Below are 20,633 nucleotides of genomic sequence, written 5' to 3' on the forward strand. Positions count from 1 at the left end.
AAGGGCTGCCGGAATTCTCCCGACAGCCCTTGATCCGGCGTTAATCCTCGAGGGACACGTTTTTCAGATAATAATCCTCTGCTGCCCTGGGCCGGTAATTCTTCACCTTGGTGGAGATGGCCTCAAAGGTCATGGGCTGGTAGAGGTAGATAAAGGGAGGGTTGTCCTGCATGTACTTCTGCAGTTCTTTATAGAGCTCGGCCCTCTCTTTTTCATCGGGCATGATTGCCACCTTGCCCAGGACCTCGTCAATTTTGGGATCACTCCAGGCGGAGTAGCTCTGCTTGAATCCGCCCAGGGTGCCTTCCAGGCGTTCAAGGGGCTCGCCCTCCCGGCAGGACCAGGAATCACCGAACATGGGGGGCAGTTCCTTTTTGGCTTCAAGCTCCCAGTACTTACCGGATTCCATGAGGGTGAGCTTCATGTCGATGCCCACATCGGCGAGATATCCCTGGATGGCCTCACAGACCTGCTCGAACTGGGAATAGGCCCCTGTGGGAGCGGCCATCTCGATCTTAAATCCATCCGGGTATCCGGCTTCCTTGAGCAGGGCTTTGGCTTTTTCAGGATAGTAGCCAAAGGGTTTCAACTGGGTATTGTAGCCCAGGTTGGAGGAAACGAAAAAACCGGTAAGGGGCTTTCCGTTCCCGTTGAACAGGGCATCGATGATGGCGTCGATGTCCACGGCATAGTTCATGGCCTGGCGGACCAGGGGATTTTCCGTGGGCAGGCCCTTGCCTGAAGTCAGGTTGTTGAAGGTGATATAAAAGACCCGGTCCACGGGATATGCAACCACCTTGACATTGGGAACCCCGTTGAGCATGGCGGCCTCTTCGGAGCTTAACCGGGACACGATGTCCATTTCACCGGTTTTCACCGCTGCCATCCGGGTGGCGGACTCGCCGATGGGCCTGAAGATGACCTTGGCAACCTTGGGTTTTCCCGGTTCCCAATAGTCGGGGTTGGCCTCATAGACCAGGCGGTCCCCTTTTTTCCATTCCACGAACCGGAAAGGACCGGTCCCCACGGGATGATTGACAAATCCGTCTTCTCCCACCTCTTTCAGGTACCCCTGGGGCACGATATTCCAGAAGTAGCTGATCTGCCTCAGGAGCAGGGGGGAGGGAGCGTCCAGTTTGAGTTTAATGGTGAAATCATCTATCTTTTCAATCTCTTTGACAATGTCCCATTTTTTCCGCCAGGTAACGTCCTTGCCCTTGCCCCGGTTCCAGGAGAAGATCACCTGGTCTGCGTTGAAGTCTTCCCCATTATGGAACTTCACCCCATGACGGAGCTTCATGGTATAGACCTTCCCGTCCTGGGAAACGGTCCAGCTCTCGGCCAGGGCCGGTTCGATCATGCCGTCGTCATTGACCACCACCAGGGAGTTGTACAACCGCCATCCTGCATTGGATGCATTTCTGTCCGCGCCGTAACACAGGTCAAGGGAGTTGGGGGAACTGGTCAGGGCCACCCGGAGGGTTCCTTTGGGCTGGGCCATGGCAGTCCCGGCCATGAAAAACACCAGAGAGAAAACCGCCAAAATCCGAATCATCTGCTTCATCATCTACCTTTCCTTTCCATTAAAATTAATCTTGCCAAACAACCAAAAGGTACTTTATCTTTTCACCGGCCGAATCCTATACGTCTTCCCGGGACGCCTTCCCGGTCATGGTCATGAATCCGGCCAGAAGATCCTCAATCTCCATTTCCCCGTCCCGGAGCAGGGCCTGGAGAGCCACGCCCTGGAGTCCGGCAATAAAGCAGACCGCCTCTGCCCGGTTGGTCTTTTTCTTGTGAAGTTGATTGAGCGCCGCCTCAAAGGCATCCACGAACCGATCATAGATGGCCTGACATTTTGTGATGACCGGCCCCCGGATACCGCTGAACTCGGCGGTCAGGGAAGACAGGCCGATGATGGAACTGGGCTCGTGGTTGAACCGGTCCAGGAAGATATCGGTGATTCCCCGGAGCAGCTCTTCATGGCTGGGATGCTCTTTTTCCAGAAATTCAATATACGGGTCAAAACTCCGGTTCAGAACGTCTATCACCTCGTCCAGGATGTCGGGTTTGGAGTTGTAATGATGGAATACCGCGCCCGTGGTCATACCGATGTGATAGGCAATATCCTGGATGGTGGTCTTATGATAGCCGAGCCGGGCAAACAGATAGATAGCGGTTTCCAGAATCCGCTCCCGGGTGGCGATCCGCTTGGCTTCTTTTTTGTTTTTTGCCTCTGCCATGTCTTCCGGTCCCCAAGAATTAATAGTTGAGTCTCACTATCACATAGTATGTGATATGCGTAATGGCCATACCATGGACCCATAAAAAAATCAACGAAGAAGTTTTCGAAAATGAAGAAGTTTTCGAAAATGAAGATCCATGTAATTTTTTTCATTCCGATGGTATAAGGTTCCACAAAAGCAGCTTGCCAGAATGCTGTTCTTCTGTAAAATTAGAATTGTGCTAGACGATTTAAAATTCAGTGTTAACCTCCCATTGAAAAGGAAACCAGATCATGACAAACGTGGAAATTTTCGGCGGTATCTGCGGATTCACCACCCGGGTAAGTTCTGAAAAGCATAAAGGGTACAAGGCCTCTTTCCAATTGGAAAGCCAGTGCCCCAACTGGAAAAAAGTCAACGAGATCCTCGGCGGCAAGGAACTGGACATCATGGCCGAACTGTTCAAGGACAAAGAGACCGGCACCGTCAATTCCCAGGTCATTGACCTGGCTTTGAGAACCATTCCCCATGTATCCTGTCCGGTGATCTCGGGCATTTTAAAGTCCCTGGAGGTCTGTGTGGGCCTGGCCCTTCCCAAGGATGCCAGCATCACCTTTGTGGAGTAAAACCTTCATTTTTCGAACCGGTGCGAAGGCCGTTGAACAGACCGGCCTTCCTCTGCTGACTTGGACGGGGGATATGGAAACGGGGACACCGGCCTGGAACTGGGCCACTCCCCCCGGAATCCATCGGAATTTTATTTTAAGGGCAGCTTTAGATCATCCAACTGAATTGAAAATCATTGCCCATGACAGCTGTTTGGATGTAAAGATGTTAAAGAGACCCTTGAAGAAGGCCGAAGCTGGCTGAAGTAAAACGTAATGCATTGAAAAAAAAAAGCCCGGGCTCTCACATTAAGGAGAATTGAGCACATGCCACGTGCCATACTGTATACCTGCATACTGATAATACTTGCCTCTCCTCTCTTTGCGAAAACCATTCTGGTTCCGGTTGACAGCTATCCGCCGTTTCATATTTTCCCGGAAGACGGAGGGCCTCCTTATGGTGAAGTAATATCTATTCTGAAAGCGGTTGTTGATCATGTGAACCAAAAACATGGGTATGATTTCAAACTGAGGTTTACCAGGAACACTCCCTTTAAACGCTGCCTGGGCATGATGAGGAAAGGGAAAGCCGATTTAATAGGCGGCCTCCTGAATAAGGAAGACAGGTGTAGCTACATGCATCTTTTAAAATACAAACCCAACTCCAACAAAATATTTCTCCTCCGTAAAAACGAATCAAATGATATTTTGAAGTTTGAAGATTTAAAAGGACAAAAGGTAGGTACAATTATCGGCTATGTCTATTTTAACCCATTTGACTCAGATGCTGAAATACGTAAAGACCCGGTTCCCAACCTTATCCTGTCCCTGGAAAAATTAAAACACCACCGATACAATGTTGCCATCTGTGCGGAAATGGAATGGAAGGCACTCCGGGAAAGCGACCCGGCATTTGCTTCAAATTTTAAAGAGGCAACTTATAAATACAGCAAACCCAATCCGGTCTATATCGGTATTTCAAAAAAATCCTGGCTGGGAAGAACCAAATACCTTGAAGCATTCAAAGAAATCGTTGAAGATATGTATAAAAAAAATCAATTTATTGAAATTATACAAAATTTTTATAAAACCCTCGACGAAAAATGAAATTCAAAGACAAGACCTGGACTGATGGAATACTGGAAATATAGCGTAAAGATGTGCAGGCAAATCCCACAATTCTCAACGGTTTGAAGACAAAAGCCTTCACAGTTTCTTGTGAAGGCTTTTGTCTTTTCAGGCCCGGTTGAAAAGCCGGATAAGGAACAAGGGCTTTCAGCCGGACCGGTTTTTCAAAAAAAGATCCGGATTATGTCCAGGACCAGTCCTGGATGTTCCATGTCACGTCAGTCACATAGGGATTGACCTCATACCCCTTGAGACTGGCTTTTTTCCCGTAGATGAATACATAGGCAAAAATCGGAGCAAAGGGAACATCCTCGTGGAGGATCTCCTGGATCCGGTCATAGACCTGTTTCCGTTTTTTCATGTCGGAAATCAGTACCCCCTCTTCCAGAAGCTTGTCCAGTTCGGGATTTTCATACTGCACGTAATTGGATCCCACCCCGTCCTTTACCGGAATCTGCTTGGAGTGGCACCTTGCCGTATAGTCCGGATCCATTCCAACGGTGGGCTCCCAGCCCACCATGAGGGTGTCGAACTGGGATTTGGTGCAGAACTCGCCCCAGACCACGGATGCGGGCATGTTCTTGATTTCCATGTCCACGCCGATTTCCTTCCAGTTTGCCTGGACCATGGCCTGGGCCTGTTCCCTTGCCTTGGCTCCGGCAGTGGTGGACATGGTGAATTTAAGCTTGACCCCGTTTTTCTCCCGGATACCGTCGGAACCGATTTTCCATCCTGCCCCTTCCAGCATCTCGGCGGCCTTCTGCAGGTTGAATCCCGGATCCTTGAGGTTGCTGTTATAGGCCCAGTGGCTGGGATGCAGATAGGACAAAGTTCTGGGCGGAAGTCCGTATTGGACGTCCTGGATCCACTTTTCCTTGTCACAGGCAAGATACAGGGCCTGACGGACGATTTTTTCCTTGAACTGGGGCTTGCCGCAGTTAAAGTAGATGAACTCCACCCAGGGCTGGGGGGTCTTCAAAGGGACCAGGTTGGCCAGGGTCTTGGACTCCTCATATCTTTCGGGTGGGATGCCGTGAAGGCCGAAAACGTCGATTTCACCGGTTTTAAACTGGGTGTAGGCCACGGTCTGGTCCGGAATGAACTTGTGGACCACGGTTTCGATGGCCGGGGTCCCCCGGTGGTATGCATCATTTCTCTTGTAGATCATATGGCTGCCGGCCACCCGTTTGGTCAGCTTATAGGGTCCGGTGCCCACGGGTTTCATGTTAAAGGCGGCCGTATTGATGTCCGGGACCTTGGACAGGATATGATGGGGAACGATGTGCATCTTCTGCCAGGCCCAGGCAAAGGGGACAAAGGGCTTGGCCAGGCGGATTTCCACATTGGAGTCGTCTATGATTTTAAAATCGGAAATCAGGTCAAACCCGGACCGGGACCGGATGGCCACCTTGGGATTGATGATGGTCTGAAAGGTGAACTCCACGTCCTTGGCCGTGAACGGAGCCCCGTCATGCCATTTCACCCCTTTTTTCAATTCGATCTTCCAGAGTTTCCCGTCCTTGGAAATGCCCCCGTTTTCCAGTGTGGGAACCCGGACCGCCAGGTTGGGGATAAACTCTCCCTTGTGGTTCATGTCCCAGAGAGCATCAAACATGCATGCCTCGGGAACTTCCTCGGTTCCGGAGTTTACATAGAGGAGCGGGTTAAAGTTGACAGGCTCCTGGGTCATCCCCACGATCACGCTTTTCTTGGCCGCCCATGCCGGGTCGGTGATTCCCAGCACACTGCCGGCGATCACAGCGGAAAAGCCGATATAACCCGTTGTCTTCATAAATTCCCTGCGTGTCAGACCGGATGGTATAGAATCCTTCATGTTCAAAACCCCCTTACAATAATTATGGTTGATGTCCGCCCCTCTGGAGCCGGGACAAACGGTTAATTGGACATTCTTAAACGCGGGTCCAGGGCGTCCCGTAAGCCGTCGCCCAGGAAATTAAAGCTCATCACCGTCAGGGTGATCATGATCCCGGGCAGGATGGCCAGCCAGGGCGAAAGGTCAAAATAGGCCTGGGCATTGGTCAGCATATTCCCCCAGCTGGCCAGGGGAGGCTGGATCCCGTACCCCAGAAAACTGATATAGGATTCCATGAGAACGGCATTGGCCACGTTCAGGGTGGCCGAGACCAGAACCGGGGCCATGGCATTGGGCAAAAGTTCCCGGAACATGATCCGTCCCCCGGAAGCGCCCAGGGCAAAGCTGGCCTCGATAAAATCCTGTTTTTTGATATACAGGATCTGGGCCCGGATGATGCGGGCCACCTCCATCCATGAGGTAAAGCCGATGATCAGGGCAATGGAAAGGACCGTGGGTGTGATGAATGCGGCCAGGATCAGGAGGAGGAAAACCTGGGGAAAGCAGAGGATGATGTCGGTGAACCGCATGAGGATATTGTCGATTTTTCCTCCGTAGTACCCGGAGATCAATCCCACCAGCAGACCGGTGACAACGGTGGCAAACATGGCCGCGATTCCCACGATCAGACTGATCCTCCCCCCGTGGAGCAGCCTGGCCAGGGTGTCCCGTCCCATTTCATCGGTACCCAGGATAAAGTTGAAATCCGTGAAGGGCTGGATAAACCGCCGGGAAGTGTCGAGGTCCAGGGGATCATGGGAGGCGATCAAATCGGCAAAGACCGCGCTGATCAGCAGGGCCAGAACAATGCCTCCGCCGATCACGGCCAGCCTGTGGCCGGAAAACCTCCGCCACAGACGGTGGGTCTGGGATTCGTAGAATTCGGCAGAACCTTCTGCCCCGGATTCTGAAAGTTGTGGAAGATCGGTTCTCATTTTCTTATCTGCATTCCTGTTTATTCCTCATCATTACTCCAGGGCGATTCTCGGATCGAGAAAAGCGTTGATCAGATCGGCCGCAAGATTCCCGAGGATGACCGCAATGGCCGTAAACATCACCATGCCCATTAAAACGGGGTACTCCTTCATGGTCAGGGAATCCACAAAAAGCCGGCCCATCCCGGGCCAGCCGAAAATGGTCTCCGTGACCAGGGCTCCGCTGAAAAGCCAGGGCAGCTGGACCCCGGCAAGGGCGATCAAAGGGGCCAGGGCATTGGGAAGGGCGTGCCGGAACAGGATCCTGGATCCCTTGATCCCCTTGGAACGGGCCGTCCGGATATAGTCCTGGTGAATGACCTCAAGAAAACTGGACCGGGTATACCGGCTCCACTGGGCCACCAATACCAGGGAGAGCACCACCGTGGGAAGCACCAGATGGCGCAGAAGATCGAGGATATCCTCGTCTCCGCCCAGGGTGAACATTCCGCCGGAAGGAAACCAGCCCAGCTTGAGGCTGAAGATGTATATGGCCATGAGCCCGAACCAGAATGTGGGAAAGGAGAGGGCCACCATGGCTCCGGTGGTGGCGAGATAATCAAATACGGAATACCGTTTAAAGGCCCCCAGCATGCCGATACACATGCCGATGAGTATGGCGATACCCATGCCCGACCCCATGAGAAGAAAGGTGGCCGGAATTCTTTCCACGATCACGTCAAACACGGGCCTGCCCCCGAAAAAAGTGGTTCCCCAGTTTCCGGTAAACATTCCCCCGGCCCATTTGAAGTATTGGATATGCACGGGCTGATCCAGGCCCAGGATGACCTTTATCTTTTCGATATCCTGGGCCGTGATGGAGGGATTTAAGGTATAGACGCTCAAGGGCCCCCCGGGAGCCAGGTGCATGATGGCAAAGGCGATGACCGATACCCCCAGGAGAAGGGGGATGGCCTGCAGACATCTTTTAATGATATAGTTGAACAAAAGCCGCTCCTAAAAACATAAAATCAATAAATTCCTTTATACTTACAATTTCAAATGGCATGCCACCAGCCGGTTCTCCTTCCCGATGGATCGTAGGAAGGGTTCTTCCTTGTCACAGGGCTCAAACCGGTGGGGGCAGCGGGGGTGGAACCTGCATCCTGCAGGAGGGGTAATGGGTGAGGGCACGTCCCCTTTCAGGATCATCCGCTTTTTCTTAAATTCAGGATCGGGAACCGGGACCGCCGAAATAAGGGCCCTGCTGTAAGGGTGAAGGGGCTCGGCATAGAGGTCGGCGCTGGAGGCCTTTTCCACGATCTTTCCCAGGTACATCACCGCGATCTCATCGGAGATATGGCTGATGATGCTCAGGTCATGGGCGATGATGATATAGGCCAGACCCAGCTCCTCCTGGAGATCTTTCATTAAATTGATGATCTGGGCCTGGATGGATACGTCCAGGGCGGACACGGGTTCATCGGCAATGATGAGCTCCGGATAGAGAGCCAGGGCCCGGGCAATTCCGATGCGCTGGCGCTGACCCCCGCTGAATTCATGGGGGTACCGCCGCATGGCCTCGGATGACAGCCCGACCTTGTTTAAAAGCCCTGAGATGATCTCCTCCATGTTTTTCTCATCGGCCAGTCCGTGGATCTCCAGGGGGGAGGCCAGAATCGACCCGATGGTATGCCGGGGGTTGAGTGAGGAAAAAGGATCCTGGAAGATCATCTGCATCTGGCGCCTCACCCTTTTCATCTCCGGCCGGGTCAGATCCGTGATGTTTTCCCCTTTAAAGAAGATCTGCCCCCCGGTGGGTTCGGTCAGCTTGAGAATGGTCTTGCCCGTGGTGGTTTTCCCGCACCCGGATTCTCCCACCAGGCCCAGGGTCCGGCCGGGCTTCACGCTCAGGCTGACTCCGTCAACGGCATGGACATGATCCCCGGACTTGAACAGGAACCCTGATTTTACGGGAAAATATTTCTTCAGCTCCCTGACTTCCAGGAGGGTTTCGGTCATGTGATTTCCCTTTTCATAATTACTCCCTTGTCTGGTGCAGCCAGCACCGGACATAATGGCCGTTTTCAACGCAATAGAGTCCAGGCTTTTCCGATCGGCACCTTTCTTCTCTGAGATCGCACCGGTTATAGAATGCACACCCCCGGGGAAGGCGGCAGAGATTGGGCACCATTCCGGATATCTCCTGGAGCCGGGCCGAAGGGTCGATCCTGTTGATATTGGGAACCGACCGGAGCAGCCCCCGGGTATAGGGGTGGAGGGGATTTTTAAAAAGGGTTTTCACATCCGCCTCTTCAACGATCCTGCCGGCGTACATGACGGCCACCCGGTGTGCGGTTTCCGCAATCACCCCCAGGTCATGGGTGATCAAGAGGATGCTCGTATTAAACCGTTCCTGGAGGCTGAGCATGATATCAAGGATCTGGGCCTGGATGGTCACATCCAGGGCCGTTGTGGGTTCGTCTGCGATCAGCAGTTCCGGATCACAGGCCAGGGCCAGGGCAATCATGATTCTCTGGCGCATTCCGCCGGAAAGCTGGTGGGGATACTCCTTTGCCCGTTTCCGGGGCAGGGGAATCCCCACCATGTCCAGGAGTTCAACGGTCCGCTCCCGGGCCTGTTTCGGACTGAGCCCCAAATGGTTGACCATGACCTCATCGATCTGGAACCCGATGGAGAGCAGGGGATTGAGGGAGGTCATGGGCTCCTGGAAGATCATGGAGATGGACCGTCCCCGGATGGCGTTCATCTGATCTTCGGTCATCTTCAGCAGATCCTGATCCCTGAACAGGATCTGCCCGGAATGATACTCGGCAGGGGGGACATCCAGCAGTTTTAAAATGGACAGGGCGGAAACGGTTTTCCCGCATCCGGATTCCCCCACCAGCCCCAGGGTCTCCCCATGGCCGATATCGTAGGAAACGCCGTCAACCGCCTTGGCCAGTCCCTCTTTTACATGGAAATAGGTCTTCAGATTCCGAATGGAGAGAAGGCTCTCCCCGGGCGGCTCCGTTTTTTCAGTGGGGATCTCCATCCTAGCCGATCACTGAAAAACTGGAGTTGGGGTTGATTTCCCGGAGCCGGCTGAAAAAACCGATATCGCACTCCCGCTTAGTATAGTGCATCTTAAATTTGATTGGATCCTTGTCATGATCCTGGCCGCCCTCACAGCCCTCAATCAGCTCGGCCATGAGGACCCCGACCACGGGCGCATTTTTATACTGGTTGCCCGAGGTTCCCACGGCCATATAAAAACCGGGCAGGTCAGACTTGTCATAGATGGGGATCCAGTCATCGGAGGCATCGTAGAGATCCACGATTCCCTGGGCTTTTCCCGGGCCTGGGATGGGCAGGCCTTTCAAGCGCTGGGCCTCCCGCATGACCTGGGTGGTCCATTGTTCGGTGAAATTGGTGTCATAGGTGTCCGGATCATCTACATAGTCCAGGGTATCGCACTCGGGGTCCTCGGACCCGATGAGCACATGGTTTCCGATTTCCGGCCGGGAATAGCAGCCCACATCTCCGTCGGAGATGATGGTACCCAGATTGTTGTAGTCAAACCCTTCCGGAGAGGGAACGTGGCAGACCTCCTGCTTCAGGGGGCGGGTCTTGATCTTCATCCCCTGGGTCACCCCGGCCATCTCGTTGATCTGATAGGAGTGGGGGCCGGCCACATTGACCACCACCGGGGCATGGATTTCAGTCCCGTCTTCCAGTTTGATTCCTGCACATCTCCCCTCTTTTTTCAGAATCTCAACCACCTTTGCCTTGAACAGGTACTCCCCTCCGACGTTTTCACCGGCCTTCTGAACGTTGTGCACGGACTGTTTGGGATCACTGATCAGGCCCGATTCCGGGACATAGATGGCCCCGGCCACAGCGTCTGCCGTGGGCTCGCCGAAACGGGGATCCTTCTGGGTCACCGGGGGCCCGAACTGCCGGGTATCTGCGATGGTCATCAGCTTTTTTATCCCTTCGGGATCCAGTTCTTCGTAACAGACGTTCAGTTCGTCCAAGGAGGCCATGACATTTTTCAGATAATGGTTCTTCTCGGTTTTAATGACCAGGCAACCGGTGTTGATATACTTGACCAGGCCCGTGGGATCCACCACACCCAGATACCTGACCCAGTCCAGCCAGTAATAATAGCCTTCCCGGGCCATGGCCACCCCGTCGGGGGTGGAATAATGGAGCCGGATAATGGCACATGATCCTGAAGTCGATCCGAATCCCGATCCGGACAGCTTGTCCACGTTGAGAACTTTTTTCCCTTGCTTTGCCAGTTCAAATCCCACGCAGGCACCGATGATTCCGGCACCGATGACAATGGCGTCATATTGCTTTGCCATATACTCTCTACTCCTCTTTATCCTATTTTGAATCGTTAATGGGAAAAGGGATCAGGCCTGGGCGCCTGTCAATTCCTTTTCCCCCTCATCCCTTATCCGTTCCAGTTCAGTCCTCACACGGTCGGTCAGGCCTTCCGGCTGATGGGTCTGCGTAATTCTTTTGATCTCTTCCCTGACCCGGTCTTCCGTTGTTTGGGAACCTGCTTTCTCCCACTGGTCAAAGGGCAGCCTTGTAAACACCCTGGGCCGCCAGAGCTGATCCTTGAAATGCTTCATGGTATGGGGCTGCTGAAGAAAATGTCCCCCGGGCCCCACCCCGGCCATGACATCCAGGGCCAGGTGCTCCTCACTGACTTCCATCCCCCTTAAAAACCTCTTTGCCATTCCAATGACCTCGTTGCTCATCACCAGTTGTTCCACGCTGCAGGCCATGGACATGTCCATATATCCCACGTCATGGATCAGGTTGAGGCCGGACAGGCCCTGGGCCAGGATGTGATAGGCGGCTTCCGCCCCGGACTGGGCATCCAGGCATTTTGAGTCCGTGGCTCCGGCCAGTCCCCAGGTGGGCAGCCCCAGGGACTGGGCCACCTCGGCCTGGGCCGCCAGGGCCAGGCTCATCTCCGGTGCGGCAATGCTCATCAATGCCCGGGACATATCCAGGATGCCGAAGTTGCATCCCAGACCCACGGGACAGCCGGGCCGGCGAAGCTGGGCCACGGTGACACAGAACATGGACTCTGCCACGCCCTGGGCCACGGCCCCGGCCATGGTCACGGGACCGGTGGCCCCGGGCTGAATGGCCGGTCCCATCATCTGGGGCATGAACCGGTCCGCCGCAATAAAAATCCGGTCCGCCACCTCCTGGGGCATGACCAGGGGCGAGATGGGTTCCGGATAAAGGACCAGAAAGGGCTTTTCCCTGAGGGCCTCTGCACCGCCGGCCACTTCAGCGGCCATGTCATAGATCAGTTCCGTACCCCGGGGAGAATAGGCCAGAAAAACAATCGGTTTTGTCGTATGGGTAACCGCGGCAAAAAACTCATGGAGCTCAGCCGCCACTGCCGGGACGTCCTGGGCCGATCCCATGGGCATGATCCAGTCGATATTCTCCAGGGCATCGGCAATCAGGGCGGCACGGGACAGGTCTTCCACCCTTGTCTCGTGAAACTCACCGGTAAAGGCATCCTTGGTATTGGGGCTGGCCGTGGCTGTGCCGTAATAGCTGTTTCTGCCGGAAACATCCATGGCCCGGTTCCCCAGGCGGTCATAGAGAGACCAGCCCCTGGGAGCCGTATCCAGGCAGCCCTGAACAATATACTCCGGCACCTTTACCGACTCGCCCCGGACCCGGGCGCCTGCGGATTTCATCATCTCCCGGACACCCGGGTGGAGTACCTTGAACCCGACTTTTTCCAATATTTCAAAGGAGGCCCGCTTTATTCTTTCCACCTGATCCGAATTGAGCATCCGGAACCGGGGGCTCGCATCCCAGGTGGTATTTGTCTGAATCATAATATTCAACTCCTTCCGGGAATTTACAGGTCTGCAATATTGGCCGACAATTTTATCCTGTTTGGTCGAGGAGCCTGCTGCCTGTCAAAGGAGGGAAACTGGTCTGAAAGCCGTTCCAGTCGGTCCTTCTCTATCTTCTCGACGCTTTAATCGTTAGTTTAACGAACCGGTAAAGTCAACCCAAAACAAAAATTTGAGCCTTTTGGGGATATTTTTTTTCTTTGCAACTAAATAACAAAAAAGTAATCGCAGACCCGGCCCCACAAAACCTGTCAGAGGACAGAGATCTCTTCAAGGGAGAGGAAAAGAGCAAATATCTTCTTTGTTTTCGGGAAAGCATTTCAATTTTAGCAATTTAAAATTGCAAATGATTCATTTGACGCAATAAAAAAATTCCGGCATGGTGGTGTTTAACTGATAAAGCCACGGAACCCGGACCTTTGTTGAGAACCGGATGGCAAAAATACAAAAAAGAGATAAAAGGAGAGCAACATGGGCCGAAATTATTTCAACAGCCTGCCCCTGAGGCTGCAGCTGGAAGAATTATCCCAGTGCCGTTTGATGGATCAATCTGAATTCAATGGTGTGGAAGCCCTGAAGGGCAAAAAAATCGTTATCGTGGGATGCGGGGCCCAGGGACTTCACCAGGGCCTCAACTTAAGGGACTCGGGCCTGGACGTCTCATACACCCTGAGGAAAGCGGCCATTGAAGAAAAACGGCAATCCTGGAAAAATGCCACGGAAAACGGATTCCAGGTGGGACCTTACGAAACCATGCTGCCCCAGGCAGACCTGGTCATCAACCTGACCCCGGACAAACAGCATTCCAACGTCATTGAGAGTGTCATGCCCCTGATGAAGCAGGGGGCCTGTCTTTCCTACTCCCACGGATTCAACATCGTTGAAGAGGGCATGGAGATCCGCAAGGACTTGACCGTCATCATGGTGGCCCCAAAATCCCCGGGCACGGAAGTCCGGGAAGAGTATAAAAGGGGATTCGGCGTCCCCACCCTTATCGCGGTCCACCGGGAAAACGATCCGGAAGCAAAGGGCTGGGAAATGGCCAAGGCATATGCCGCCGGAACCGGGGGGCATCGGGCCGGGGTTCTCCAGTCTTCCTTTGTCGCCGAGGTGAAATCCGATCTCATGGGGGAACAGACCATTCTCTGCGGGGTTCTGCAGATGGGCTCTCTGCTCTGCTACGACAAGATGATCGAAAAAAACGTGGATCCGGGATATGCTTCCAAGCTGGTCCAGTACGGATGGGAAACCGTTACCGAAGCCCTGAAACACGGGGGCATCACCAATATGATGGACCGGCTTTCCAACCCGGCCAAGATCCGGGCCTTTGATTTAAGCGAACAGCTCAAGGAGATCCTGACCCCCCTTTTCAACAAGCATATGGACGACATCATGACCGGTCATTTTTCAAAGACCATGATGGAGGACTGGGCAGACAACGACGCTGACCTGCTTAAATGGCGGGCCCAGACTGCGGACACTCCCTTTGAGACCTCGACCTCCACGGATGAAGATATTCCGGAACAAGAGTACTTTGACAGGGGAATCCTCATGGTGGCCATGGTCAAGGCCGGGGTCGAACTGGCCTACGACACTATGGTCTCCGCCGGCATCATTGAAGAGTCTGCCTATTACGAATCCCTCCACGAGGTGCCTCTGATCGCCAACCTCATCGCCCGGAAAAAACTCTACGAAATGAACGTGGTGATTTCGGACACGGCGGAATACGGCTGTTATCTCTTCTCCCACAAGGCCGTGCCCCTGCTTGAGGATTTCATGAAGGGCCTGGATGCCGACGTGATCGGCAAAGGCCTTGACCTTGGGGACAGCGGGGTGGACAATGTCCGGCTCATCCAGGTCAACGAGGCCATCCGCTCCACCAGCGTGGAGGTTACGGGCAAAAGACTGCGGACCCATATGGGCGCCATGAAGCAATTGTAATCCCCTGCCGAAAACCTTGGGGATTTCCTGATACTCCCAAGCCCCGGGAAGAGGCTTTCTCCTCTGCCCGGGGCTCAATTCTCTCCTTTACATTAAATCGCTTTTTAACTAAGATTGTTTCCATATTGAAAAGCCGTCCAGAGGGGGACGTTTTCTTGTTTTATAAATTCATCGGGGGCAATTGCATGGGAATAAAATCCATTGTCCGTCTGTTCATTTTCATTCTTTTACCCGTCCTCATGATCCTTTCCCAAGCCCATTCCGGGGAAAAGCTGATCAAAGATATCCGTCTTCCTGAAATCAGCAGCAAAAAAATTATTTTAAGGGTCGGCACCGGTTCCGCAGAAAGGGAGTACACCCATGCAGACATTGAGTCCCTGGGATTAAAGCAGATCCGGACGTCCACATACTGGAAAGAAGATGACGGCGTCTACCAGGGAGTCCTCCTGAGAGATCTTCTCCGGAATGCCGGCATCGAAGCCAGCAAAGGAATTTCCATCTCTGCCCTGGATGGTTTTACAACGAAAATCCCCAGGGAAGACTGGGAAAACTGGCCCGTGCTCCTGGCCACCCGGCGGGACGGCAAGATCATGTCCATCCGGAAAAAAGGACCTTTAAGAATCATCTATCCCAAGGACCTGGGCGGCCCCGTGGCAAAAATTGAAATGAGAATCCGGTGGATCTGGGCAATCAAAAGCATCCGTCCTGAAAACTAAGGCAAAGAAAAAAGCCGGCAACCCCTAAAATTTACGGAAGATCATGACAAACAAAAAGGGCCTGTACCTGTCCATTTCAGCTGTGATCCTCATCTGCCTTGGCATCAGCGTATCCACCTATAAAACAGCGTCCCACATGGAAGGCAGCCTGACCAATGAGTTCCATGAAGCCTCCCGCCATTCGGGCAAGCTGCAACTGGATGTTTTAAAATTTCAGCTCTGTCTGGAGATTTTCTCAAACCATCCGGACAGGGCCTCATTTGAGAACCTGGCAGAAGGACTTGACCTCATGTTTCTGCGCCTGGATGTGGTAAACGGGCTGATCAGCAGGCTGGATCCCGAGGAGCAGGACAATATCCAGGCGCTTTCCAAGACCTTTGAAAGAATCGACGCCATCGTCCTTCAGGGAGAAAAAGAAACTTTCAACGGCCTGGACCGGATCCGATCCGAAATTCAATCCATCCAGGGACAATTGCAGAATCTCAACTTCATGTTTGAGACCATTGCACAGACAAGCATTTCAGACACCAGCCACGCCCTCTATACCCAGGCGGAGAAGACCATTGTTTTTCTCCTGGTCATCGGGCTGACCCTGGTGGGCGTGATTGCTCTATATTATAAACAGAAAACCACCTCCGTTGAAATGAAGCAGCTGCGAAACTACCTTTCCAATATCATCAACTCCATGCCTTCCATGCTCATCGGGGTGGACCGCAGGGGCAGGGTCACCCAGTGGAACCTTGAAGCCCAAAAAATCACGGGACTCTCCCGGGAAAAGGCCCTGGGCAGACTCCTTCCCGAGGCGGCGCCCATGCTGGCAAAGGAAATGGACCGGGTCTTCCTTGCCATTGAAACCGGACAAAAGCAGATTAATCTTAAATCCTCCCGCACGGTAAAAGACCGGACCCTTTTTGAAGATGTCACCATCTTTCCCCTGATTTCAAGGGGAGTGACCGGGGCGGTCATCCGGGTGGATGACATCACTGAAAAGGTAAGAATGGAAGAGCTCGTGGTCCAGAGCGAAAAAATGCTTTCCGTGGGAGGCCTGGCTGCAGGCATGGCCCATGAGATCAACAATCCCCTGGCCGGCATGATCCAGAGTGCCAATGTCCTTGCCAGACGCCTGTCCGACAATTTTAATATCCCGGCCAACCAGGAGGCGGCCCAGGAGGCAGGCACGGATATGGAAGCCATCTCCAGGTTTATGGAAGCCCGGGGAATTCCCCCTATGATAAGGGCAATCACCACCTCCGGGTCCAGAATGGCGAAAATCATTAAAAACATGCTCAGCTTTGCCCGCCAGGGTGAGGAACGGATTTCGTTTTACTCCCTTTCGGAACTCATGGAAAAAACCCTTGAACTGGCCGCCACAGACTATGACCTGAAAAAAAAATATGATTTTAAACAGATCCGCATCATCAAGAAGTTTCAGACCGACCTTCCCCGGATCCCCTGCGAGGGAGCCAAAATCCAGCAGGTCCTCCTGAACCTCCTCATAAACGGGGCCCAGGCCATGCAGGAGGCAAAAACAAACGGGCCTCAATTCATCCTGCGCATCCGCCTGGACAAAACCGGCGAAACCGTGTCCATGGAGATCGAGGACAATGGACCGGGTATGGATGAAAAGACAAGGAAACGGGTATTTGAGCCCTTCTTCACCACCAAACCCGTGGGGGTGGGTACGGGTCTGGGGCTGAGCGTATCCTACTTCATTATCCGGGAAAACCACCAAGGAGAAATGAGAGTTGAATCCAAGCCCGGAGCCGGGACAAAATTCATCGTCCGCCTGCCCAAGGGAGGAAAAAGCAGATGAAAAAAATCCATGGAAAAACCATTCCCCGGCCATTCCCGAGACCAGGCAACCGGCCTTGTCTTTTCCCTTGGGACTGACCAGACAGGATGTTTTGATCCCTTCTTTCCAGGATAGAGGACCCTAGAATGAAATTTCATTCCATTACATTCAAACTCCTTTTTTTCATCGGCTGTGCCTTTGCCCTGACCACGGTATCCGTCCTGGCGCTGGCAGACATCCAGCTCAAGCAGATTCTGGACAAAAGCCAGGAGTCCGTTTATCAGAAAAAAATAGACGGCATCCTGGGATTACTCACCGACCAGGTGGAGAGGCTGAAAAAAACCGGGCTGGTGGAAGCCTATGAAGATGATTTTAAAGCTTCAGCCGTCAAAAACCTGACCCGGTATTCCCAGGACTCAAACCAGAACTCTTTCTCAACCCTGGTGGTTCTCGACGGAAAGGGCAGAATTGTCATGAGCCGGCAACGGGCCGCCGGGAGCCAGGCCCCCATAGTGATCCATTCCCAGGGTGAGATTCTTTCCTCGTCCCGGGGAAATTTCAACTATACCTTTAAGGGGAAAAAACATTGGTGCATTTTCAAACGCTTTGCCCCCTGGGACTGGATCATTGCCTATACCCTTCCCCTGGAAATCAAATATGCCAATGCCAGGACTTTTTCCACCCTATTGTTTTTCATCATGGCCGGCATATCCTTGTTCGCCACCTTTCTGCTCTCCCTTGTGGTGACCCGGTTCACCAAGCCCATCACCCGGCTGACCCGCATCTCCACCCGGATGGCCGCCGGTAATCTTGACCAGGAAATCGATTTGGCAGGCAAGGATGAAATCGGCGTCCTGGCCAATTCCTTTTCCCTGATGAGGGACTCCATCAAGGAGAAGATCTCCGGCCTCAGCCGCCTGGGGCTCATCATGGAGTCCACCTCGGATCTGGTCTCCATGGCCACCCCGGAAGCCGGAATACTCTACATCAACCATGCCGGGAAAAAACTTTTGGGATGGCCGGAGGACACGGATGTCCGTACAAAGCAGATCCCGGACCTCCACCCGGCCCGGGCCATGGAGATCATCCAGACCCATGGGATCCCCACTGCCATGGAAAAAGGCATCTGGAAGGGGGAAACCGCCATCACAGGGCCGGACGGCCGGGAGATTCCGGTTTCCCAGGTCATCATGGCCCACAGATCCGACACCGGGGAACTTGAATACCTCTCAACCATCATGAGGGATATCACCGAAAGAAAAGCTTACGAAACCGAACTCAACAAGCTGCGGAATTATCTGTCCAATATCATTGATTCCATGCCTTCGGTACTCATCGGCGTGGATGCAGGGGGCAGGGTCACCCAGTGGAACAAGACCGCGGAAAAGGCTACGGGAATCAAGGCTGCCACTGCCCATGGAAAGGCCCTGTCAGAGGTGTTCCCCAGGATGAGTCCCCAGATGGAGCAGGTGGCCGAGAGCATCCAAACCCGGGAGGTCCGCCATGGGCGGAAGAATCCCCGGCAATCTAAAGGCGGAACCCATTACGAAGATGTCACCATTTATCCCCTTGTGACCAACGGGGTGGAAGGGGCTGTGATCCGTCTGGACGACGTTACGGAAAAGGTCCGCCTGGAAGAGATGATGGTCCAGTCCGAAAAGATGCTGTCCGTGGGCGGGCTTGCCGCAGGTATGGCCCATGAGATCAACAACCCCCTGGCCGGCATGCTCCAGACGGCCAGCGTCATGGAGAGAAGGCTCTCCTGTGAAAAGAAGATCCCGGCCAATATCCAGGCGGCCCGGGAAGCCGGTACCTCCATGGAGGCCATCCAGTCCTTTATGAAAGCCCGGGAAATCCCCAGGATGCTGGAAACCATCCACCAGTCAGGACTCAGGGTGGCGGATATCGTGGACAACATGCTCAGTTTTGCCCGCAAGGGAGATGCCATGGTCTCGCCAACCTCCCTGGAGGATCTTCTGGACAAAACCCTGGGACTGGCCGCCACAGACTATGACCTGAAAAAAGAGTATGATTTCAAGTTGATTCAGATTATCCGGGAATACCAGAACAATACCCCCATGGTTCCCTGCGAGAAAGGCAAGATCCAGCAGGTCCTGCTCAATATCCTGAGAAACGGAGCCCAGGCCATGCAGGAGGCAGGGATTGAACAGCCCAGATTCATCGTCCGCACAAGGTTTCACAAGGAAAACGACCGGGTCTGCATGGAGATCGAGGACAATGGGCCGGGCATGGACGAAAAGACCCGCAAAAGGATATTTGAACCCTTTTTCACCACCAAGCCCGTGGGGGTGGGAACCGGTCTGGGCCTGAGCGTATCCTATTTCATTATCAAGGAAAACCACGGCGGGGATATGCAGGTTCAATCCCGGCCCGGAGCCGGCTCAAAATTTATCATCTGCCTTCCCCTGGAGAGGAGACTCCGGTCATGATGAAGATGACTGCCGTTTCAATTTTACTGGGAATCAGTCTGTTTTCCCCCCTGTGCCGCGCCCAAAAACCGGCGGAAGACCCCGGATCTCAACAAAAGGTCCTCTATATCGACTCCTACCACCAGGGCTATAAATGGAGCGATGATATTGAAAAAGGCCTTTTTAAATCCCTGGGCATCCCCCTGAACCCGGATAAAAGTCCATATTCCCCGCCCCGGATACAGATCAAAATTTTCCACATGAATACAAAAATAAATACAGGAGAAGACTTCAAGAAAAAGTCGGCCCTCAAGGCAAAGAATCTCATTGAAACCTGGCAGCCGGATCTCGTGGTGGCCAGCGACGACAACGCCGCAAAATATCTCATTGCCCCCTTTTACAAAAATTCAGCCCTTCCCTTTGTTTTCTGCGGGCTCAACTGGGGGGCCTCCGAATACGGATTTCCCACGCCCAACATCACCGGGATGGTTGAAATATCGCCGTATATAGAGACGATCGGCTTGCTGAGAAAATTTTCCAGGGGACCCCGAATGGGAATCATCGGCGCAGACGGTTTCTCCAACCGGAAGGAACTCGTTCATCTGAAAAAAATAGCGGATATTCACAATTCAGACATCCGGCTCATATCGGATTTTAAGTCATGGAAAGCCGCCTATCTTGAATTTCAGGACAGGGTGGATATGCTGATCTGGATCAGCCCCATCGGTATTTCCGGCTGGAACAAAAAAGAGGCGGAAGAGTTTATCCTGAAAAATACCAAAATTGTCACCGGCGGTGTGGCGGACAATAATATTTCCTATGCCCTGCTGGGCCGGACCAAGATCGCCGAGGAGCAGGGATGGTGGGCCGGGAAAACCGCCCTGAAAATTTTAAACGGAACCCCGCCTTCTGCCATCCCCCTGGCAACCAACCAACACTCGAAACTCTATCTCAACATGGAGCTTGCCAAACGCCTGGGAATACTTTTTCCCGTTGAACTGATCCAGAAGGCAATACTGATCGGGGAAGAGATTGACTGAACCCCGGCCCTTCATAGAGATTCCCAACACCGGGGGGATTCCATGCCCTCTTCCGGCACCAGGA

Annotated in this window: 16 protein-coding genes; 7 read left to right on the forward strand and 9 right to left on the reverse strand. The window is 53.3% G+C overall.

Annotated elements, in window-relative coordinates:
• Positions 1 to 40 precede the first annotated feature (40 nt).
• Together F608_RS0110265 and F608_RS0110270 are read right to left on the reverse strand one after the other, a co-directional pair.
• On the reverse strand, positions 41 to 1,567 hold the full coding sequence (locus F608_RS0110265; RefSeq protein WP_022665549.1) for an ABC transporter substrate-binding protein: 1,527 nt from the start codon (positions 1,565 to 1,567) through the stop codon (positions 41 to 43).
• 73 nt (positions 1,568 to 1,640) lie between these two features.
• Positions 1,641 to 2,243 carry a TetR/AcrR family transcriptional regulator gene (locus tag F608_RS0110270; RefSeq protein WP_022665550.1) on the reverse strand — a complete coding sequence of 201 codons (603 nt, stop codon included), beginning with the start codon at positions 2,241 to 2,243 and terminating at the stop codon, positions 1,641 to 1,643.
• A 275-nt stretch (positions 2,244 to 2,518) separates the two neighbouring features.
• Between F608_RS0110270 and F608_RS0110275 the strand changes: the two genes are divergently transcribed.
• Positions 2,519 to 2,851, forward strand: coding sequence for a DUF6951 family protein (locus F608_RS0110275; protein ID WP_022665551.1), 333 nt, complete (start codon positions 2,519 to 2,521; stop codon positions 2,849 to 2,851).
• A 306-nt stretch (positions 2,852 to 3,157) separates the two neighbouring features.
• On the forward strand, positions 3,158 to 3,937 hold the full coding sequence (locus F608_RS0110285) for a substrate-binding periplasmic protein (RefSeq protein ID WP_022665554.1): 780 nt from the start codon (positions 3,158 to 3,160) through the stop codon (positions 3,935 to 3,937).
• Between the two features lie 202 nt (positions 3,938 to 4,139).
• Here F608_RS0110285 and F608_RS0110290 read toward each other — a convergent pair whose 3' ends face one another.
• The 7 genes from F608_RS0110290 to F608_RS0110320 all read right to left on the reverse strand — a co-directional run bounded on the left by F608_RS0110290 (position 4,140) and on the right by F608_RS0110320 (position 12,630).
• Complete coding sequence (locus F608_RS0110290) at positions 4,140 to 5,750, reverse strand: peptide ABC transporter substrate-binding protein (protein WP_051148519.1); 1,611 nt, start codon at positions 5,748 to 5,750, stop codon at positions 4,140 to 4,142.
• 104 nt (positions 5,751 to 5,854) lie between these two features.
• Positions 5,855 to 6,766 (reverse strand): ABC transporter permease, encoded by a 912-nt coding sequence (locus F608_RS31420; protein WP_022665556.1) that lies wholly within the window; start codon positions 6,764 to 6,766, stop codon positions 5,855 to 5,857.
• 33 nt (positions 6,767 to 6,799) lie between these two features.
• Positions 6,800 to 7,753: an ABC transporter permease gene (locus tag F608_RS0110300; RefSeq protein ID WP_022665557.1), complete on the reverse strand. Its 954-nt coding sequence runs from the start codon at positions 7,751 to 7,753 to the stop codon at positions 6,800 to 6,802.
• Positions 7,754 to 7,795: 42 nt separating this feature from the next.
• Entirely contained in the window at positions 7,796 to 8,767 is a 972-nt protein-coding gene (locus F608_RS0110305) for an ABC transporter ATP-binding protein (RefSeq protein ID WP_022665558.1), read from the reverse strand.
• 19 nt (positions 8,768 to 8,786) lie between these two features.
• Positions 8,787 to 9,800, reverse strand: coding sequence for an ABC transporter ATP-binding protein (locus F608_RS0110310; RefSeq protein WP_022665559.1), 1,014 nt, complete (start codon positions 9,798 to 9,800; stop codon positions 8,787 to 8,789).
• 1 nt (position 9,801) lies between these two features.
• On the reverse strand, positions 9,802 to 11,115 hold the full coding sequence (locus F608_RS0110315) for an NAD(P)/FAD-dependent oxidoreductase (protein WP_022665560.1): 1,314 nt from the start codon (positions 11,113 to 11,115) through the stop codon (positions 9,802 to 9,804).
• 51 nt (positions 11,116 to 11,166) lie between these two features.
• On the reverse strand, positions 11,167 to 12,630 hold the full coding sequence (locus F608_RS0110320; RefSeq protein ID WP_022665561.1) for a trimethylamine methyltransferase family protein: 1,464 nt from the start codon (positions 12,628 to 12,630) through the stop codon (positions 11,167 to 11,169).
• A gap of 492 nt (positions 12,631 to 13,122) precedes the next feature.
• Here F608_RS0110320 and ilvC point away from each other — a divergent pair, with 492 nt between their 5' ends.
• The 5 genes from ilvC (at position 13,123) to F608_RS0110350 (ending at position 20,569) form a co-directional block, all read left to right on the forward strand.
• The gene (gene ilvC / locus F608_RS0110325) at positions 13,123 to 14,592 is read left to right on the forward strand and encodes a ketol-acid reductoisomerase (protein ID WP_022665562.1); all 1,470 of its coding nucleotides are present in this window, start codon (positions 13,123 to 13,125) and stop codon (positions 14,590 to 14,592) included.
• Between the two features lie 155 nt (positions 14,593 to 14,747).
• Entirely contained in the window at positions 14,748 to 15,308 is a 561-nt protein-coding gene (locus F608_RS34625; RefSeq protein ID WP_022665563.1) for a putative pterin-binding protein, read from the forward strand.
• 43 nt (positions 15,309 to 15,351) lie between these two features.
• Positions 15,352 to 17,121, forward strand: a complete 1,770-nt coding sequence (locus tag F608_RS31430) for a two-component system sensor histidine kinase NtrB (RefSeq protein ID WP_022665564.1) — start codon at positions 15,352 to 15,354, stop codon at positions 17,119 to 17,121.
• A gap of 125 nt (positions 17,122 to 17,246) precedes the next feature.
• Entirely contained in the window at positions 17,247 to 19,550 is a 2,304-nt protein-coding gene (locus F608_RS34630; RefSeq protein WP_022665566.1) for a PAS domain S-box protein, read from the forward strand.
• Complete coding sequence (locus F608_RS0110350) at positions 19,547 to 20,569, forward strand: ABC transporter substrate-binding protein (RefSeq protein WP_022665567.1); 1,023 nt, start codon at positions 19,547 to 19,549, stop codon at positions 20,567 to 20,569. Before F608_RS34630 ends, F608_RS0110350 begins: the two co-directional genes overlap by 4 nt.
• Positions 20,570 to 20,633 lie beyond the last annotated feature (64 nt).

Origin of the sequence: Desulfospira joergensenii DSM 10085, from assembly GCF_000420085.1 — a bacterium.
In the GTDB taxonomy this organism is placed as follows: Bacteria; Desulfobacterota; Desulfobacteria; order Desulfobacterales; family Desulfobacteraceae; genus Desulfospira; species Desulfospira joergensenii.

Coding starts and splice junctions, on each gene's coding strand:
- F608_RS0110285 (WP_022665554.1), top strand. CDS start 3,158: ATGCCACGTGCCATACTGTATACCTGCATACTGATAATACTTGCCTCT.
- F608_RS31420 (WP_022665556.1), bottom strand. CDS start 6,766: ATGAGAACCGATCTTCCACAACTTTCAGAATCCGGGGCAGAAGGTTCT.
- F608_RS0110290 (WP_051148519.1), bottom strand. CDS start 5,750: ATGAAGACAACGGGTTATATCGGCTTTTCCGCTGTGATCGCCGGCAGT.
- F608_RS31430 (WP_022665564.1), top strand. CDS start 15,352: ATGACAAACAAAAAGGGCCTGTACCTGTCCATTTCAGCTGTGATCCTC.
- F608_RS34630 (WP_022665566.1), top strand. CDS start 17,247: ATGAAATTTCATTCCATTACATTCAAACTCCTTTTTTTCATCGGCTGT.
- F608_RS0110265 (WP_022665549.1), bottom strand. CDS start 1,567: ATGATGAAGCAGATGATTCGGATTTTGGCGGTTTTCTCTCTGGTGTTT.
- F608_RS0110315 (WP_022665560.1), bottom strand. CDS start 11,115: ATGGCAAAGCAATATGACGCCATTGTCATCGGTGCCGGAATCATCGGT.
- F608_RS0110305 (WP_022665558.1), bottom strand. CDS start 8,767: ATGACCGAAACCCTCCTGGAAGTCAGGGAGCTGAAGAAATATTTTCCC.
- F608_RS0110320 (WP_022665561.1), bottom strand. CDS start 12,630: ATGATTCAGACAAATACCACCTGGGATGCGAGCCCCCGGTTCCGGATG.
- ilvC (WP_022665562.1), top strand. CDS start 13,123: ATGGGCCGAAATTATTTCAACAGCCTGCCCCTGAGGCTGCAGCTGGAA.
- F608_RS0110310 (WP_022665559.1), bottom strand. CDS start 9,800: ATGGAGATCCCCACTGAAAAAACGGAGCCGCCCGGGGAGAGCCTTCTC.
- F608_RS0110275 (WP_022665551.1), top strand. CDS start 2,519: ATGACAAACGTGGAAATTTTCGGCGGTATCTGCGGATTCACCACCCGG.
- F608_RS0110270 (WP_022665550.1), bottom strand. CDS start 2,243: ATGGCAGAGGCAAAAAACAAAAAAGAAGCCAAGCGGATCGCCACCCGG.
- F608_RS0110350 (WP_022665567.1), top strand. CDS start 19,547: ATGATGAAGATGACTGCCGTTTCAATTTTACTGGGAATCAGTCTGTTT.